Here is a 17,754-nt window from a genome sequence, read left to right on the forward strand (position 1 = left end):
ACGTATTTCCTATAAAACAGCGTTCTCAGCTAGATCAAACTCTGTAAACATGACAATCACCGGTTGATATAACCAAATTCTGCAGGAACACCATGGAACGCCGCGCCCACACCCTGAGCCGCATCGATCGCAAAATCCTGAGACTGCTGCAGGCTGACGCCCGCATGAGCTACGTCGACCTCGCCAAGGAAGTGGGGCTGTCACCCACCCCGTGTAAAGAGAGGGTGAAACGCCTCGAACGCGAGGGCGTAATCCGCGGCTACCAGGCCATCCTCAACCCCGAGTACCTGGACGCCGGCCTGGTCGTGTTCGTGCAGATCCGCCTGAATCGCACCGCCCAGGATATTTTTGAGGAGTTCAAGAACAACGCCTTTGACCTGCCGGAGGTGCAGGAGTGCTACCTGGTATCGGGTAACTTCGACTACCTGATCAAGGCGCGAGTGGCCGACATGACGGCCTACCGGGAGTTTCTGGGGGAGACGCTGCTGACCCTGCCGGGGGTACTGGAATCAACCAGTTATGTGGTGATGGAGCAGGTGAAGGAGACGTTGGCGTTGAAGGTGCCTTATTAGTTTGCACCCTTCCGTAAAGACCAATATTTCCCGTGAGTCATTCCCGCGCAGGCGGGAATCCACTGTTCAGTCTTCGGGGTCCGAATCAACATCCTTATACTGAAGATTAGTGAGCTGCTCCGAGAGCAAGCCCATCAGGAAGATGATCATCCCCGCCAACACCAACACGCTGCTCATATTGGTGAAACGCAGCGAGCCTGAAGTGGCCCACGCCAACAGATAATTCAGAAATCCAATCCCAGCTACTCCCACGGCCGTGGGGAAGTAGACCTTTAGTGGCGAATAGAGAGTACCAATCTTGAAGATAATCAGGAAAAAACGAACCCCGTCGCGCACCAGATTGATGTGGCTTTTGCCCACGCGCTGGAAAACCTTGATGGGAATGAAGCCGACCGAATAACCCGCCCTGAAAAACGCCATCGTTGAGGTGGTTGGATAGCTGAAGCCATTGGGCAGCAGGTAAAGAAAGCTCAGAAACTTTTTGCGGCGCACAGCGCGGAAACCGGAGGTCAGGTCGGGGATTTCCTTGTTGACCATCCAACTGGCGAGGCGGTTATACACACTGTTAGCCCCCCAACGCGCTACGCTGGCTTGGTCCGACAACCCGCCACGGGCGCCGACGACCATGTCGTAGCCTTCGTCCATTTTCTCGAGCAGACGGGCAATGTCCTCGGGATCGTGCTGGCCGTCGCCGTCCATGAAGACGATGATGTCGCCAGTGGCGGCGCGGGCGCCGGATTTGATGGCGGCGCCGTTGCCTTTGGAGTAGGAGTGGGAAATTACCTTGGCTCCGTGTTGCTGGCAGACCTGCTTAGTCCCATCAGTAGAGCCATCGTCGATGACAATCAGCTCAGCCTCTGGATATGCCTCTACTAATTTTGGAAGTGTTTTCCTGAGCCCCTCCTCTTCATTTTTGGCGGGAATCACAATGGAAATATCCACACTACTACTCCGTCAACGGCGGCGCCCCTGTGTACAACGCCAGATTTTCTTGTTCGGCTACGGTGAGCTCACCACGGCTTTGTTTTTCCGCCAGCAGATTCCTCAATTCGGCCGCTTCGTCCACCCTTCCCAGAGCTGTGGTGAAATGCAGTTGCATAAACTGCCCCCGGGTGTCGCTGGGTAACATCGCAAGATATTGCTGCATGTACCGATAAGCAACCTCAAAACGCCCTAGTGAATTCTCCAACGTAGCGAGCGTTGAATAAACATTTGGGGCGGCCTTATGTCGAAAGTCATCCACAAGAAACAAATCTACCATGCGATCAGCCACAGCAATCCAGCGGAAATCCGGGCATAAACCGTCTTGTTGCATTCTGACCAAAGTTAACAGGGTAGTAACTGAACTTACTGGACGTTCCGGATTCACTTTTCCCAAATCATCTATCTGCGCCTCCGATACTGCGTCTCCAGCGATACAACTGAGCGCAATATCGCGAATCTGGAAGTCAGCCTGCCTCTCACCACGATTATTCTCGAACGCTACTCGAGAATATTCGCGCGCGCGCGCGTAATCACCCACATCAGCCATCAATACCGCCATATCGGTATTGGCTCGTGGAGAAGTCGGATGTCCATTAAGATGATTAAACACCAGAAGTTCACGCTGCGACCAAATTTGAACTTGGGAACTGGTCTGCAAAGCCAGCAAAAAAGCGAACCCCAAAACATAGGCAAGCACTGGTTTTTGCAGCTCAGGCAGCTTCCGAAACCACATACCAAACAGAGCACCCGCCGAAAGGTAAAACCCCATGACAGGAAAATAATTTCGATGCTCAAAGTAGAGTTCCAGCGCAAGTACAGAGGATTCTACTGAATGCCCCACCAGGTACCAAGCCGGCCCAATCGCAAGCCTTCGCCCCCACGGCCACCGAAGGAGTACCGCACCCACCAACAGAACCAGCACCCAGCCAAGCACCGCATACAATGTTGACAATGGTGAGATCAGGCTCTTCGAAACGAGGAAATCATCATGGTAGAGGCCAAGGCGCATCAAATCTGGCCAAAGGAGTTGCCCAAGATAATCCCACAGCACTCGCGACTCAGTCAGCAGCCGCTCATGAAGTGTAAAGTTCCGCACCTCGAAAGAGGCTGAAAGCGCCTCGTACTTAAACAACAAAGTTATTCCAAGGCCAATACCACCTATCGCAATTCCGCCCAATGAGATCAGTTTCAGTCGGTGAATTACTCGCCCCTTGCTGTCCCTCCACTGGAACCAAAGTGATTCCAACAGAAATAGGGTGGGGATTACGACGATTGCGTTCTCCTTAGCGAACAACCCGGCGACGATACACAGTGCGCCCAGGATCAAAGGTAGCGTGGAAGGGTCGCCACTGCTTAGACGACCCCGCCACCAAGTATAGGAAAGCAGAGCGAGCAGCATGAAAGTGGTACTCAACATTGCCATACGCTGGACGGCATAAAGCACCGTACTGACATGCAATGGAGCAAGAGTCCAACATAAACCCAGACAAACTGCTAATCCACCTGCCCCCCGGTAGTGCTGTGAGCGCAGTAGGTTCGACAGCAATAGCGTGAACAACAGTGCATTAAGCAAGTGGAGATAGATATTGAAGAGCTTACTGACGCCAAGGCTGTCACCAAACAAAAGCCTTTCCAATACAAATGTAGCCATAGAGACTGGCCTACCCAACATACCCGAGCCATCACCAAAAATATAATCGACAACCCGCTGCGGATTGTCCTTCAAATTAGTGATGACCAGGACACTGGATCGATCATCCAGCAATGGAGGCCCATAATGCCCCGGCCAGTAGATCCAGAGCACAACCAAAAACGCCAGTGAGACGGTTGCAACTGTCCAGGTTAAACTAACCGCTCTGCCAAAGAATTTGATCACCCCGCCTCCGATGCTGGCAACTTGAACAACTGCATCACAGCGGGAAGTTGACGGCGTGGACGGTCTACCTGAAGATATTGCGCTACCAGTTCGTATACCTCCCCTAATCGGCCTTCACGGGCGAGTTCCGAGATAAGTTGCAAATACAGACGCCCTGATGAAGGGTTTGCGTCAATCGCCTCCCGCAAAAGGGCTCTACGCTTTTCAGAAGGGGCGTTGCTCGCCGTCAAATATTCGTATTCCAGTTGATATACGCGCTCGCCACCAGGAAATCGGGATCTAAGTAGCCCAAGTAATTGCTCGGATACGGTATCACTATCAACACGACATGAGCCGCCACCAAGACAACGCATCAAGGTTTCCAAGGCAGAAATATCTGTCGGTAGCAAGACTGATGACTCCAACTGCCGTTTTATCGCCAATAACCGATCTTCCGGTGCTGCCAGGCCAGGGTAATAAGCCGTATCCACCTGATATAGCATTACCAGCGAAGCGAGATTACCGGGATCAAGCTGGAGGCTCCGTTGATAGTTTTGCCGTGCTGCGGACAGTAACTGGTATGGCCTTTCATCTTCATTCCCTGCCCCCCCCTCATTCAGGAAGTGCTCCAAGAGAACATTGGAATAGGTTTGTTGCGCCCGCATCGATTGCGGATGATTGACCATATTCACCTGCGCCAGACGCACCTCGTCAGACCAGGTCATAACGCGGATGAAGAGAAATACCGCAGCAATCATTCCCAGTGCGCCGCCGAGCAAAAGGACATTTAACCTCAGACGATCAGCAGCAACGACTACAACGCAGCCCAGAAGAATGCAGATGCCAACACTCGGAAGATAGTTTCTGTGCTCGAAAACCATTTCCAGAGGAAGTACAGTGGACTCCATACTGTGAGCCACTAGATAAAACAAGACGGCAAACAACAGGACCGGGAAGCGTTTGCGCAAAAGGAAAGCAATAATCGCCACAAAAAGCCAACCCAGCAAACTAGCGGCGGTTGTCGAAGGCTGAAAAAAGCTGCGTGACAGCGGAATGTCGTCATGATGAAGGCCCATCGACCCGATGTCAGGTACCACTGTCCAGTATGCATATTGCCAGAGTAATCTGGCCTGGGTCAGCAAGCGCTCCAGGAACGTAAAGTCACGCCCCTGGTAGCCACCAAGGATCGACTGCGGCCAAACGGCGAGGACCACTATCATCGATACCAGCGGCAGAATCAGAATCGCCAACGCAGTTCGATGTAGCGAGATATGGAATTTGCCATTCCATTGCCCCCGGAATAAAGCAACTTCGAGAACCACAATAAGCCAGGGCAACAACGCCCCATTTTCTTTGGACAGTACCGCGAGCATGTACATCAGCCCTAGCCACAACCCAGCCCCCAGCAACTCTCCGGGAGATGCACCATCTCTGGCCCAGCGCAATCGATAGGTCAAGAAAATGCACAGGCCAGTCATTACAAATAGTGCTGAAAGCTGCGCCATTCGCTGTATTGCATAGAGCACGGTAGAAACGTGCAGGGGGCTGAGCAACCACAGCATGCTCGCCAGCATACCCACAACAACCCCGTTACCGGAACGGCGCCAAGATAACGCAGGAGTTCTACAAACAAGGTAGGCAAGCAGTCCAACCAGCAACCCCGTCAATAAATGAATAACAGTATTGGTTGCTTTCACTGTGACAGGATTCAGTTCACCGCTAGCAACGTAATTGACAGCAAAACTGAACATAGCTATGGGCCGCCGAAGCGGCCCCGCTCCGGAACTAAAAGTAGCGGCTCGCCAATTGTCAAAGGTTGAGCCATCCATTCTGAGTAATGAGTTTTGTAGCAGGTTTGGGTGATCATCAAACAGCCAAGGCCCTGAAACACCGTTCGCATAGACAAAGGCTGTCAAAATCAATAAGAACGAGTAACCAAGAAATATTGGGGTTATCGATGAGCCAGATGGAAAACGTAATAATTTCAAACTAATCTAGCTCCCAAGAAAGGGAGGTGCAGACCAAAGTCAATCTTTGAATTATACAAAAAAGCCCGGGTGTAAACCGGGCTCATTTGGATTTAGACCGTGCTTAAAGCATTTATCAACCGCGACAGTTCGCGGGCAGCCACTTGGTCTTCATCGGCGTAGCCTGTGAAGCACCATCACCCGGTTGACATACCCAAGTAATGGAACCATCGTCGCGAGTGATACCAGACAGTTGGAAAGCTAGGTCATTTGTTTCACCGGGAAGAACGGACGCGTGAACAAAAATATTCACGATCGGACCACCGCTGTTTACATCGTATGTCATGTCACGGACGATTTCCGTTGCAATAATAGATTCTTGTCCTTCAATACCTGCCACAGCCAGTGTAGCTGGAACTACGCTGTTCGTAACAAAATATTCTGCGATAGTTGTTTTACTCTCTGCCAGCTTCGCCATGGGCTCAGACATCTTCGCCCGCACGGTGTAGTCCTGGTAGGCCGGAAGCGCAATCGCTGCCAGAATCCCGACGATCGCAATTACAATCATCAGTTCGATCAAGGTAAAACCCTGTTGAACACGTTTTTGTACAGTCATTTCCCTACTCCTTCAAATCCCCTGAGGATGCTTTCGAATTGCCGACCCAAGTAGTCGAGCCTGTCGCAATACATTTCCAAGCAACCAATGTGCCAACACAGAATCTATTACCCAATCCCTGTATCTTCCGATGGTTTTTCAAGATTCAAAAGGCCTAGCCAGACTCTCCAGCCGTCCACACCTGACACTAGAAGTCGACAGGTGACAATTTCTGTCACCCCAACTCGAAAACTGGTGGTAAGGTGCTTATCACAGACAAATATGCATACAGTCACAAAAAGCCCAATAAATCAGGGGATTATCACTTGAGAGCTGTATCCCTTACCTGCAAATTCGTATACTCAGGGGGATGTAAACTGACCCAGCCCATTTGGGGGGCCAGTAGTTCGCAGGACTCACAATGACGCAAGTTGATGAATAATAAGGTATCAGGCCAAATCAGTGGTCTCGCTGGGCGACTCGCGGCGGAGGATTTGATCAGTAGCGAACAGGCCCAAGAGGCGCAACGGCAGGCGGCGCTGGAGCGTATTCCGCTGGTCACCTACCTCGTGAACACACTGGATGTGGATAGCCAGCGACTGGCGGAAATAGCGTCAACCGAATTCGGTGTGCCACTGTTCGACATCCGCGCCTTTAATCCCGATCAATTACCCAGCGGCCTAGTGGACACCAATCTCGTCAGCAAACATCACGCCCTGCCTTTATTCCGTCGTGGCAACCGCCTCTTTATCGCCGTGTCCGACCCGACCAACCTAGCGGCCATTGACGAAATCAAGTTCCATACCGGGATCAATACCGACCCAGTCCTGGTCGAGGAGAAAGTCCTTTCCAAAATTATCGACCAGTGGGTAGAAGCCCAGGACGATCTTGGCAAAGGCCTGGCCGAAATCGATGCCGAAGACCTTGAGAACATTGATATCGAAGAAAACCGGGGGGACGACGAGGACGGGGCCGAGGGCGTCGATGAAACCCCCATCGTAAGGTTTGTGAACAAAGTTCTGGTGGATGCCATCAAACAGGGCGCGTCCGATATCCACTTCGAGCCCTATGAGCACACTTACCGGGTCAGATTTCGTACTGACGGAATTCTGCGTGAGGTGGTTCAGCCGCCCCGCAATCTCTCAGCCCGACTGGCCGCTCGTCTCAAAGTCATGTCCCAGATGGACATCTCCGAACGGCGAATTCCCCAGGATGGCCGCATTCAGATGAAGTTATCGCGCAACCGCGCCATCGACTTCCGGGTCAACACCTTGCCCACCCTGTTCGGCGAAAAGATTGTGTTGCGCATCCTCGACCCCAGCAGCGCCCAGATGGGCATTGATGCGCTAGGTTATGAGGAAGAACAGAAGGAACTTTATCTCAAGGCCCTGAAGAAACCACAGGGGATGATCCTGGTGACCGGCCCAACAGGTTCCGGTAAAACCGTGTCGCTGTATACCGGCCTGAACCTGCTGAACCAGCCAGAGCGGAATATCTCCACCGCGGAAGATCCGGTGGAGATCAATATGGCGGGAGTCAACCAGGTTCACGTCAACCCCAAGGTGGGGCTGAACTTCGCGGAAGCCTTACGCTCCTTTCTCCGACAGGACCCTGACGTGATTATGGTAGGTGAGATTCGAGATCTGGAAACGGCGGAAATTGCCATCAAGGCCGCCCAGACCGGTCACCTGGTGCTGTCCACCCTGCACACCAATAGCGCCGCTGAGACCATCACCCGGATGCTGAATATGGGTGTACCGGCCTTCAATCTCGCCACCTCGGTGGATCTCATTATCGCCCAGCGCCTGGCGCGCCGTTTGTGCAAGGAATGTGCAGTGCCAGCGGATGATATTCCGCATGAAACGCTTATCAAGGAAGGCTTTACCGAGGAGATGCTCAAAACCGCTACCCTGATGCACCCCATGGGCTGTGAAAACTGCAAGGACGGCTACAAGGGCCGGGTGGGTGTGTATGAAGTGGTGCGGGTGACACCGTCCATTGCCCGCCTCATAATGGAAGAAGGCAATTCCATGGACATCCACCAACAGGCCCGCGCTGAAGGTTTTAACGACCTGCGCATGTCCGCCCTGCGCAAGGTCGCACAAGGCTTGACCAGCTTGGAAGAGGTAAACCGGGTGACGACGGACTAGGCTCCACCGGACTGCAAGCTTTTTAAGGCACACGAATACCACGAATACAAAGAGGCTGTTTTAACAAGCCTTGACGAGTGAAGCGGGGAAACAGTATGGCTACCAGTGCAGCACGCAGTGATGTCTTCATCTGGAGCGGCGTAGACAAGACCGGTCGCACCACTAAGGGCGAAATCTCAGCCACCAGTTCCTCGATGGCCAAAGCACAATTGCGTCGCCAGGGAATTAAAACCAAATCCGTCAAGAAAAAACCCAAGCCCTTGTTTGGGAGCGGCAAGGGCAAGCCGATCAAGCCGGCGGATATCGCCGTTTTCACCCGCCAGTTGGCTACCATGATGAAGGCAGGTGTACCACTGGTTCAGAGCTTCGATATTGTCGGCGAGGGCCTGGAAAAGCAGACCATGCGCGACATGGTCTACAGCATCAAGAACGATGTCGCGTCCGGTAGCGGGCTCGCTCCCTCACTGGCCAAACATCCGCGCCATTTTGACGACCTCTTTTGCAGCTTGGTAGCGTCAGGTGAGGGCTCCGGCACCTTGGAAGTAATGCTCGATCGCGTTGCAACCTATAAAGAAAAAACCGAGCAACTCAAGGCTAAAATTCGTAAAGCGCTAACCTACCCGACCGCTGTCGTAGTTGTAGCGATCGTGGTCACGGCGATCTTGCTTATCAAGGTGGTCCCCCAGTTTGCCGAGACATTTCGCAGCTTCGGCTCGGACCTCCCGTCCTTCACCCTGTTCGTACTGTCCATATCAAACTTCGCACAGAAATGGTGGTTTGTGATTCTGGCCGGAATGGTCGCTGCCGTTTTTGCCTTTCGCGAGGCTAAGTTTCGGTCGGTAAAGTTTGCTGAATGGCTCGACAAAGTAGCGCTGAAGATGCCCGTAGTGGGAAGCATTGTGCACGACTCGGTGGTGGCACGCTTTTCTCGTACTCTCTCGACCACATTTGCTGCCGGCGTGCCACTAGTCGACGCCTTGAATTCCACTGCCGGAGCCGCCGGCAATGCTGTATACGCCAAAGCCATCCGCCAAATCCGCGACGACGTCACCACCGGCACCACCCTCTACAACGCCATCAAAACCACAGGGCTATTCCCCAACCTGCTCCTACAGATGGTCTCCATCGGCGAGGAATCCGGTGCTCTCGACGATATGCTGGACAAGGTGGCAAATCACTACGAAGAAGCCGTCGACAACGCAGTCGACAGCCTCAGCTCCCTAATGGAACCAATGATTATGTCCATCCTCGGCGTGCTCGTCGGAGGACTAATGATTGCAATGTACCTGCCCATCTTCATGCTCGGCTCGGTTATCTAGGCAGCTAACTCAGAGGTTTCTCCATGCTCGACGTTGCGAACCAGCACAGCTGGTTCCTGCCTTTTGTTTTGCTCATGCTTGGGCTGGTGGTGGGTAGCTTTCTGAATGTGGTGATCTACCGGCTCCCTCTCATGATGGAAGCAGGGTGGCGGCGGGATTGCTGCGAGCTTCTTGAGGTGGACGTCTCCGCGGAGACGCCTGCGCTCAGTCTGGCGGTACCAAACTCTCACTGCCCGCACTGCAAGGCACCAGTGAAGCCGAGGCAGAATATCCCGGTCCTCAGTTACGTCCTGTTAGGCGGGCGGTGTGGTAGCTGCAAGGCACCCATCTCGATCCGCTACCCGATTGTGGAGGCGATCTCCGGGGCGGCCTGCCTGTTCCTTGCCCTGCAATTCGGGCCAACCTGGACATTGGTGGGCTCGGTACTGCTGACCTGGGCGTTGATCGCTCTGACGCTTATCGACTTCGACCATCAGTTGCTGCCGGACAACATCACGCTCCCCCTGCTTTGGCTCGGCCTTTTGTTCAATGTGTTCGAGGTGTTCGTCTCCCTCCAGGACGCTGTTATTGGCGCCATGGCTGGCTATCTGAGCCTGTGGTCGGTTTATTGGCTGTTCAAGCTGCTCACTGGCAAGGAGGGAATGGGCTACGGTGATTTCAAGCTGCTTGCCGCCCTGGGGGCCTTTATGGGCTGGCAGGCGCTGCCTATGATTATTCTGCTGTCGTCTTTGGTTGGCGCTGCGGTGGGCATCATCCTGATCGTAGTACGCAAGCGGGGTCGCGATGTACCCATTCCTTTTGGCCCCTACCTGGCTGCAGCTGGCTGGCTTGCTCTGGTGTGGGGTGACCAACTCACCACGCGCTACCTGCAAGCAACCGGTCTGAACTGAGACGGAAGAGCGATGGGATTGGTGGTCGGGATTACGGGTGGCATCGGCAGTGGCAAGTCCGCCTTGACGAACTATCTGGCATCACAGGGCATCACCATTGTGGATGCTGATGTCGTGGCGCGGGTAGTGGTTGAGCCCGGGCGCCCGGCGCTCGAAGCCATTGCAGATCACTTTGGTCGCGATATCTTGCAGGCTGATGGCAGCCTGGACCGGGCGGCGTTGCGCAAGGTGGTATTTGCTGATTCCAATGAACGAATCTGGCTGGAGAAGCTGACCCACCCATTGATTGGTGAAGAGATTCAACGACAGATCGCTGCGTCGGATTCTGCTTATACCGTGCTCAGCTCTCCCCTGCTCCTGGAGGGCAGTCAGTCAGAGATGGTGGATATGGTCGTGGTGGTGGATGTGCCGGTGGAGGTTCAAGTGGCGCGCACTATGAGCCGGGATAGTAATGACGAGGGGCAGGTCAGGCGGATTATCGCGGCCCAGATGGATCGGGATGCGCGGTTAGCGAAGGCGGATATTGTGGTGGATAACAGTGGGTCGTTGGGGGATTTGGAAAAGCAAGCGGAAGCTTTACACGCCCGATTGCTGAGCTTGGCATGAAAGAATGGATCCCCGACAAAAGCATTCGGGGATGACGTGGTTGGGAACGTCCCTTAGAGATTCCTGAGTGCTGTGACAACTGCTTCTACAATGGGCAGGTTGGCGGCGGGGAACTCGTAATCACCCAGCGCCTCAGCCGCGCACCAGGTCATGGGCTGGTCTTCAAGGCCCTTCGGCTCTCCGCTGAAATTCCACACCAGATGCACATCCAGCAAAACCGCTTTGTCGCCGTAATCGTGCCGCACCTCGATCAGGGGTGAGCTGCGTTCGACAGAAATGGCCAGTTCCTCCCGTAGTTCCCGATCCAGCGCGGTCAGTACATCCTCACCCTGCTCCACCTTGCCACCGGGGAACTCCCACAGTCCGCCCTGGTGAGCGTCCGCGGCACGGCGCGTGAGGAGGATGCGCTGCTGGGTGTCGAGGATGACGCCCACGGCCACATGCACCTCATCCATCAGGTGCGGTACTCGGCGTTGATCTTGACGTAGTCGTAGGAAAAATCCGTGGTCCAGACGGAAGCGCCGCTGTTGCCGCGGTTCAGTTCCACGCGGATGACGATATCTTCCGGGGCCATGGCGGCAACGCCCTGCTCCTCGGTATAGCTGGCGGCACGGCAGCCGTTCTCGGCAATCAGGACGTCGTTCAGGAACACACCGACTTTGTCCACGTCGAGGTCCTGCAAGCCTGCCCGCCCGATAGCGGCCAGCAAGCGGCCCCAGTTGGGGTCAGAGGCGAACAGCGCGGTTTTCACCAACGGTGAATGGGCGATAGTGAAGGCCACGTCCAGGCACTCCTGCTCGTCGCGGCCACCGTCCACCTGCACGGTCACAAATTTGCTGGCTCCTTCGCCGTCGCGCACCAGGGCCTGGGCCAGGGTGACGCAGACTTCCTGGAGGGCGTCGCGCAGGGCAATGCCTTCAGAGCTACCGAGATCGCTCACCGGATCGTTGCCCGCCGCGCCTGTGGCCAATAACACACAGGCATCATTGGTAGAGGTATCCCCGTCCACGGTGACGCGGTTGAACGAGATAGCAACAGCGTCCGCCAGGGCCTGCTGCAGTACCTCAGCCTCTACTGCCATATCGGTAGCAACATAGCCCAGCATGGTGGCCATGTTCGGACGGATCATGCCCGCGCCCTTGGAGATGCCGGTGAGGGTGTACTCCCGACCGTCCGCGGTAAAGCGCACGGAGCAGCCTTTGGGGCGGGTGTCGGTGGTCATGATGCCGCTGGCGGCATCAGCCCAGCCCTCGTCGGTCAGCCCGGCCAGGGCCTCCGGAATAACGGCAGTGATTTTCTCGACAGGTAACTGCTCTCCGATGACGCCGGTTGAGAAAGGCAAGACCGTCTCCGGGTCGACGCCGGCCAGTTCGGCCACCTGCTCACAGGAAGTGCGAGCACTCTGGAGCCCCTGGGCGCCGGTGCCGGCATTGGCATTGCCGGTGTTCACCAGCAGGTAGCGGGCTTTCTTCCCGCTGGCCTGCCAGTGCTCGCGTGCGACGGTCACCGGAGCGGCGCAGAAGGCATTGCGGGTGAACACGGCGGCGCAGGTTGTGCCTTCGGCTGCTTCAATCAGTACCACGTCCTTGCGTCCGGGCTTTTTGATGCCGGCGGAAACGGTGGCAAGGCGGATGCCCGGAACAGGGTGGAGACTAGGGAGTTCGTTGGTGCCGGTGGCCATGGGACTGGGTTATCCGCAAAAAAATGAATGGGTCAGGGCCATAATAAAATATCCCCGCGGTCTCAGACCAGCGGGGATACCTGTAAGCGTGGGAGTAAGGCCGAACCGTCAGGCAAGCTTCCCATGACACTGCTTGAACTTCTTCCCGCTACCACAGGGGCAGGGCTCGTTGCGGCCCACTTTGGGCTGCTCGCGGGTCACCGTCTGGGGGGTGGCTGGCGCTTCGCCGGGCTCGCCCGGCGCTGCCGCAGCCTGCTGCGCCGCAGCCTCGGCGGCCATGGCGGTAGCCGCCGCGTGCTGGAAGGCCAGCTTCTCGCGCTCGGCTTCCTCACGGCGGCGGGCCTCGATCAGGGCGGACTCGTCCTGGCGCTGGATCTGCACGTGGCTGAGGAATTTCACCACCTCGTACTTGAGGTTGTTCAGCAGCTCCTCGAACAGGGCGAAGGACTCGCGCTTGTACTCCTGCTTGGGGTTCTTCTGGGCATAGGCCCGCAGGTGGATACCCTGGCGCAGGTGATCCATGGTCGCCAGGTGGTCCTTCCACAGGGTGTCCAGCACCTGCAGCATGATCTGTTTCTCGATCTTGCGCATGTCGGGGCCGATGTCGGCACACTTGGCGTCGTAGGCCGCCTGGATTTCCTGCACGACGCGCTCCCGCAGGGCTTCCTCGTACAGTTTTTCATCAGACTCCAGCCAGCTCTGTACCGGCAGGGAGATGGCGAACTCGGCCTCGAGCTGCTTCTCCAGCCCTGGAATATCCCACTGCTCTTCCACACTCATGGGCGGGATGTAGCTGTTGATGGCATCGTTGACCACATCTTCGCGGATCGCGGTGATGGTGTCGGCGATGTCGTCTTCGCCCAGCAGGTCGTTGCGCTGCTGGTAGATGATCTGGCGCTGGTCGTTGGCCACGTCATCGTATTCCAGCAACTGCTTGCGGATGTCGAAGTTACGGCCTTCCACCTTGCGCTGGGCTTTCTCGATGGCGTTGGTGACCATGCGGTGCTCGATGGCCTCGCCCTTCTCCATGCCCAGGGCCTGCATGAAGCTCTTCACCCGGTCGGAGGCGAAGATGCGCATCAGGTTGTCTTCCAGCGACAGGTAGAAGCGGGACACACCCGGGTCGCCCTGGCGACCAGCGCGGCCGCGCAACTGGTTGTCGATACGGCGGGATTCGTGGCGCTCGGTACCCAGAATATGCAGGCCACCGGACTCCAGCACCAGTTTGTGGCGCTCTTCCCAGGCTGCCGTCAACTCGGCCTTTTTCTCGTCGGTGATGCTGTCGCCATAGCTGGCGATTTCGGCTTCCAGGTTGCCCCCCAGCACGATATCGGTACCGCGGCCGGCCATGTTGGTGGCGATGGTGACGACGCCGGGGCGGCCCGCCTGGGCGATAATCTCCGCCTCCTGGGCGTGGTACTTGGCGTTCAGTACCTTGTGCTCGATCTTCGCCTTGCGGAAACGGGCCGAGAGTTCCTCGGAGGTTTCAACAGAGGCCGTACCCACCAGCACCGGCGCATTGTTGGCCATGCAGTCCTTCACATCCGCCACAATGGCGTCGAACTTCTCCTCCCGGGTCAGATAGACCAGGTCATTCAGGTCCTGGCGCTGGGCCGGCTTGTTGGTGGGGATCACCAGCACTTCCAGGCCGTAGATCTGGCGGAATTCGAAGGCCTCGGTGTCGGCGGTACCGGTCATGCCCGCCAGCTTGTCGTACAGGCGGAAGTAGTTCTGGAAGGTGGTGGAGGCGAGGGTCTGGCTCTCGCTCTGGATTCTGACCCCCTCCTTGGCTTCGATGGCCTGGTGCAGGCCTTCCGACAGGCGCCGCCCGGGCATGGTGCGACCGGTGTGTTCGTCGATCAGCACCACCTGGTCTTCCTGCACGATGTACTCCACGTCGCGGTGGAACAGGAGATGGGCGCGCAGGCCGGAGTAGACGTGGCCCAGCAGGCTGAGGTTGGTCGCAGCGTACAGGCTGTCGCCCTCTTCCAGCAGCTTCTCGCGGGTCAGGAGGTCTTCGATGAATTCGTGGCCCAGCTCGGTCAGTTCCACCTGGCGCTGCTTTTCGTCCACGGTGTAGTGACCGGTTTCACCTTCGGTGTCCGGCTTGAGCTGGGGCACCAGCTTGTTGATCCGGCGGTACAGTTCGGAGCTGTCTTCGGACGCGCCGGAGATGATCAGCGGGGTCCGCGCCTCATCGATCAGGATGGAGTCCACCTCGTCGACAATGGCAAAGGCCAGCTCGCCCTGCTGCTTGTCCTGCAGGGTGAAAGCCATGTTGTCGCGCAGGTAGTCGAAGCCAAACTCGTTGTTGGTGCCGTAGATGATGTCGCACTGGTAGGCCTGGCGCTTCTGCTCGGGGCCCTGCCCGGACATGATGACCCCAACCGACACCCCGAGGAAATTGTACAGCGGCCCCATCCAGCCCGCGTCGCGGCTGGCCAGGTAATCGTTCACGGTAATCAGGTGTACGCTCTTGCCCGATATGGCGTTGAGGTAGGCCGGCAGCGTCGCCACCAGAGTCTTGCCCTCACCGGTGCGCATCTCGGCGATCTTGCCCTCGTGCAGGGCCATGCCACCAATCAGCTGCACGTCGAAGTGACGCATGCCCATGATCCGCACACTGGCCTCACGGGCGACGGCAAAGGCCTCCGGCAGCAGTCGGTCGAGGGATTCGCCATCATTGAACCGGCCGCGGAACTCGGCGGTCTTGGCCTGCAGCTGCTCGTCGGACAGGGCCTGCATGGCCTCTTCCAGGCCGTTGATCTGCTTGACCACTTTACGCATGCGCTTCAGTTCGCGGTCATTGCGGGTACCGAAGACTTTTTTCAGTGCTGAACTAATCATTTTTTTGCCATTGGGGAACGGGACATAGCCACCCCGGAACATCGGGGTGTTGCGCTCAATCTGTGGGACTGTGTCAGCGCCGGCGGTTGCGGCGAACGTAGCTGGAAGGGTCGACCGAGCGGCCGTGTTTGTAGACTTCAAAATGCACGTGGGCGCCGGTTGAGCGCCCACTGGATCCCATCAACGCGATGGGCTCGCCCTTGCGTACCACATCACCCGGCTCAACCAGGTTTTCCTCGTTGTGGCCGTAGCGGGAAACCAGGCCGTCGCCATGGGAGATTTCCACCATGTTGCCGTAGCCGCTGCGCTCGCCCACCCAGGTCACTACGCCACCGGCCACGGCCAGTACGTTGGAACCCGCCTTGCCGGCAAAATCGATACCGTGGTGGAAAGCCGGACGCCCGGTGAAGGGGTCATTGCGCTTGCCGTAGTAGGAAGAAATCCAGCCCTTCTCGATGGGGCGGCCCGACAACCAGGCTTCATCTTCCAGCTTGCGGTTACTGAGCAGGGATTCAAGGATGGCCAGCTGCTGTTCGCGGTCGGACAGGCGACGGGAGAAGCCGTCGATATCGCCGCTCAGGCCGGTGCTGGTGTAATCGACGTTGAATTCGCCACCCAGCGGTCCACCAACGGCCGGCGGCTGGCTGAAATCAAACTCGCCCTCTTCCAGTTCCGCCATGGCGGTGAGGTGTTCGCCGAGGGCGTCGAGGCGGGTCATTCGGGCCTGCAACTCGGCCAGGCTGTGGGTCAGGGCCTGCAGCTTGAGTTCGGCTTCGTCTTTGAGAGCGTCCAGATCTTCGGACTGCTGGGCCAGTTCGTCGGCCATGGCATCGACCGACTGCCCGCGCAGGGAGCTGGCCTCGCGTTCCATCCCGGCCAGATAGCCAACCGCCACCATCCCCAGTGGCAGTCCTAGACAGCACAGGGAGAGGAGGGCACGGGACCAACGACCTAACTCAAACGAGCGCGAGCCGCCATGCTTGCGGTTGATGACAATGACTTTCATTGGCACTTTGGCAGAAATCGGCAGCGAACTATGCCACAAAATCGCGCATCATGTCACGCCGTAATGGCGGGAAATGGGTGGGCGGTATTGGTGGAATGAAGTCCGCCGTACGGGGGGCTTCGTTCGGGGCGGTATTGGCGGAATGAATTCCGCCGCACGGGGGGCTTCGTTCGGGGTGGTATTGGCGGAATGAATTCCGCCGCACGGGGGGCTTCGTTCGGGGCGGTATTGGCGGAATGAATTCCGCCCTACAGTAGGGTCGAATTCATTCGACCTTCAAGGGATTGCGGGGCGCTTCAGGCGACGGGGACGGCGTTCAGGTTGTAGGAGATCGGGGCGGTGGCCTCGTCCTCGTAGGTCACCATTTCCCAGGCATCGGGCTGGGCCATCAGTGAGCGCAGCGAGGCGTTGTTGAGAGCATGGCCGGACTTGTGGGCCTTGAACTCGCCAATCAGGCTGTAACCCAGCAGGTAGACATCGCCGATGGCGTCCAGGATCTTGTGCTTGACGAACTCGTCGTCGTAACGCAGGCCGTCCTGGTTGAGGATACGGTACTCGTCGACCACGATGGCGTTGTCGACGGAGCCGCCGCGAGCCAGCCCCTTGGAGCGGAGATACTCGATCTCGTGCATGAAGCCAAAGGTCCGGGCGCGGGATACTTCCTTCACGAAGGACGTGGAGGAAAAGTCGATTTCGGCATGGGCAGCGCGATCGTGAAACACCGGGTGATCGAAATCGATGGAAAACGAGACTTTGAAGCCATCAAAGGGGAGGAAGCTGGCTGTCTTGTCCCCGTCTTCCACCGTCACCGGGCGCTTGATACGAATGAATTTCTTGGCCGCGTTCTGCTCTTCGATGCCAGCGGACTGGATCAGGAACACAAAGGGGCCCGCGCTGCCATCCATGATGGGCACTTCCGGCGCACTGACATCCACAAAGGCGTTGTCAATGCCCAGGCCCGCCATGGCCGAGAGCAGGTGTTCAACCGTGGAGACGCGTTCGCCGCCGGCCATCAGGCTGGTTGAGAGTGTGGTATCGCCAACGTTCTCGGCCCGGGCGGGAATTTCCACCACAGGATCGAGATCCACCCGGCGAAATACAATACCGGTATTCACAGGTGCCGGGTTCAGGGTCAGGTAAACCTTTTCCCCGGTGTGCAGGCCAACACCTGTGGCCTTGATTGCATTTCGCAGAGTCCGCTGTCGAATCATAGTACTCCCAACCGTATCCTGTGCCTCACAAAGAGATCGCAAGGCGCCGCCGGAACGGGTCCGGGTTGTAA

Annotated in this window: 14 protein-coding genes; 5 read left to right on the top strand and 9 right to left on the bottom strand. The window is 56.9% G+C overall.

The window, feature by feature from the left end:
• Positions 1-92 precede the first annotated feature (92 nt).
• A complete protein-coding gene (locus FV139_RS02095; protein ID WP_148066579.1) occupies positions 93-572 on the top strand; it encodes a winged helix-turn-helix transcriptional regulator in 480 nt (159 codons plus the stop codon).
• Positions 573-638: 66 nt separating this feature from the next.
• On the opposite strand, the gene FV139_RS02100 is transcribed toward FV139_RS02095, so the two are convergent.
• The 4 genes from FV139_RS02100 to FV139_RS02115 all read right to left on the bottom strand — a co-directional run bounded on the left by FV139_RS02100 (position 639) and on the right by FV139_RS02115 (position 5,994).
• Entirely contained in the window at positions 639-1,514 is an 876-nt protein-coding gene (locus FV139_RS02100; RefSeq protein ID WP_148066580.1) for a glycosyltransferase family 2 protein, read from the bottom strand.
• Between the two features lie 4 nt (positions 1,515-1,518).
• A complete protein-coding gene (locus FV139_RS02105) occupies positions 1,519-3,432 on the bottom strand; it encodes a hypothetical protein (RefSeq protein ID WP_148066581.1) in 1,914 nt (637 codons plus the stop codon).
• Positions 3,429-5,399, bottom strand: a complete 1,971-nt coding sequence (locus FV139_RS02110; protein WP_148066582.1) for a hypothetical protein — start codon at positions 5,397-5,399, stop codon at positions 3,429-3,431. Before FV139_RS02110 ends, FV139_RS02105 begins: the two co-directional genes overlap by 4 nt.
• Positions 5,400-5,514: 115 nt before the next feature.
• Entirely contained in the window at positions 5,515-5,994 is a 480-nt protein-coding gene (locus FV139_RS02115; protein WP_148066583.1) for a pilin, read from the bottom strand.
• A gap of 413 nt (positions 5,995-6,407) precedes the next feature.
• Here FV139_RS02115 and pilB point away from each other — a divergent pair, with 413 nt between their 5' ends.
• The 4 genes from pilB to coaE all read left to right on the top strand — a co-directional run bounded on the left by pilB (position 6,408) and on the right by coaE (position 10,938).
• The gene (pilB, locus tag FV139_RS02120; protein ID WP_148066584.1) at positions 6,408-8,123 is read left to right on the top strand and encodes a type IV-A pilus assembly ATPase PilB; all 1,716 of its coding nucleotides are present in this window, start codon (positions 6,408-6,410) and stop codon (positions 8,121-8,123) included.
• 95 nt (positions 8,124-8,218) lie between these two features.
• Positions 8,219-9,442: a type II secretion system F family protein gene (locus FV139_RS02125; RefSeq protein ID WP_148066585.1), complete on the top strand. Its 1,224-nt coding sequence runs from the start codon at positions 8,219-8,221 to the stop codon at positions 9,440-9,442.
• A 23-nt stretch (positions 9,443-9,465) separates the two neighbouring features.
• Complete coding sequence (locus FV139_RS02130; protein ID WP_148066586.1) at positions 9,466-10,332, top strand: prepilin peptidase; 867 nt, start codon at positions 9,466-9,468, stop codon at positions 10,330-10,332.
• Between the two features lie 12 nt (positions 10,333-10,344).
• Complete coding sequence (coaE, locus tag FV139_RS02135; protein ID WP_148066587.1) at positions 10,345-10,938, top strand: dephospho-CoA kinase; 594 nt, start codon at positions 10,345-10,347, stop codon at positions 10,936-10,938.
• Positions 10,939-10,991: 53 nt separating this feature from the next.
• On the opposite strand, the gene mutT is transcribed toward coaE, so the two are convergent.
• The 5 genes from mutT to lpxC form a co-directional block, all read right to left on the bottom strand.
• Positions 10,992-11,393 carry an 8-oxo-dGTP diphosphatase MutT gene (gene mutT, locus FV139_RS02140; protein ID WP_148066588.1) on the bottom strand — a complete coding sequence of 134 codons (402 nt, stop codon included), beginning with the start codon at positions 11,391-11,393 and terminating at the stop codon, positions 10,992-10,994.
• The gene (argJ, locus tag FV139_RS02145; protein WP_148066589.1) at positions 11,393-12,619 is read right to left on the bottom strand and encodes a bifunctional glutamate N-acetyltransferase/amino-acid acetyltransferase ArgJ; all 1,227 of its coding nucleotides are present in this window, start codon (positions 12,617-12,619) and stop codon (positions 11,393-11,395) included. The genes mutT and argJ overlap by 1 nt, the downstream gene beginning before the upstream one ends.
• Positions 12,620-12,727: 108 nt before the next feature.
• Positions 12,728-15,466 (bottom strand): preprotein translocase subunit SecA, encoded by a 2,739-nt coding sequence (secA, locus tag FV139_RS02150; RefSeq protein WP_148066590.1) that lies wholly within the window; start codon positions 15,464-15,466, stop codon positions 12,728-12,730.
• 73 nt (positions 15,467-15,539) lie between these two features.
• On the bottom strand, positions 15,540-16,472 hold the full coding sequence (locus FV139_RS02155; RefSeq protein ID WP_148066591.1) for a M23 family metallopeptidase: 933 nt from the start codon (positions 16,470-16,472) through the stop codon (positions 15,540-15,542).
• 296 nt (positions 16,473-16,768) lie between these two features.
• Positions 16,769-17,683, bottom strand: a complete 915-nt coding sequence (gene lpxC, locus FV139_RS02160; RefSeq protein WP_148066592.1) for a UDP-3-O-acyl-N-acetylglucosamine deacetylase — start codon at positions 17,681-17,683, stop codon at positions 16,769-16,771.
• Positions 17,684-17,754: the final 71 nt, after the last annotated feature.

The sequence above is a fragment of the Parahaliea maris genome (genome assembly GCF_008064665.1).
Classification (GTDB): Bacteria; Pseudomonadota; Gammaproteobacteria; order Pseudomonadales; family Halieaceae; genus Parahaliea; species Parahaliea maris.

What these genes read in the sequence shown, in the direction of transcription:
- argJ (WP_148066589.1), bottom strand. Translation starts at nt 12,619, where the DNA reads ATGGCCACCGGCACCAACGAACTCCCTAGTCTCCACCCTGTTCCGGGC.
- coaE (WP_148066587.1), top strand. Translation starts at nt 10,345, where the DNA reads ATGGGATTGGTGGTCGGGATTACGGGTGGCATCGGCAGTGGCAAGTCC.
- secA (WP_148066590.1), bottom strand. Translation starts at nt 15,466, where the DNA reads ATGATTAGTTCAGCACTGAAAAAAGTCTTCGGTACCCGCAATGACCGC.
- FV139_RS02095 (WP_148066579.1), top strand. Translation starts at nt 93, where the DNA reads ATGGAACGCCGCGCCCACACCCTGAGCCGCATCGATCGCAAAATCCTG.
- lpxC (WP_148066592.1), bottom strand. Translation starts at nt 17,683, where the DNA reads ATGATTCGACAGCGGACTCTGCGAAATGCAATCAAGGCCACAGGTGTT.
- pilB (WP_148066584.1), top strand. Translation starts at nt 6,408, where the DNA reads ATGAATAATAAGGTATCAGGCCAAATCAGTGGTCTCGCTGGGCGACTC.
- FV139_RS02155 (WP_148066591.1), bottom strand. Translation starts at nt 16,472, where the DNA reads ATGAAAGTCATTGTCATCAACCGCAAGCATGGCGGCTCGCGCTCGTTT.
- FV139_RS02115 (WP_148066583.1), bottom strand. Translation starts at nt 5,994, where the DNA reads ATGACTGTACAAAAACGTGTTCAACAGGGTTTTACCTTGATCGAACTG.
- FV139_RS02130 (WP_148066586.1), top strand. Translation starts at nt 9,466, where the DNA reads ATGCTCGACGTTGCGAACCAGCACAGCTGGTTCCTGCCTTTTGTTTTG.
- FV139_RS02125 (WP_148066585.1), top strand. Translation starts at nt 8,219, where the DNA reads ATGGCTACCAGTGCAGCACGCAGTGATGTCTTCATCTGGAGCGGCGTA.
- mutT (WP_148066588.1), bottom strand. Translation starts at nt 11,393, where the DNA reads ATGGATGAGGTGCATGTGGCCGTGGGCGTCATCCTCGACACCCAGCAG.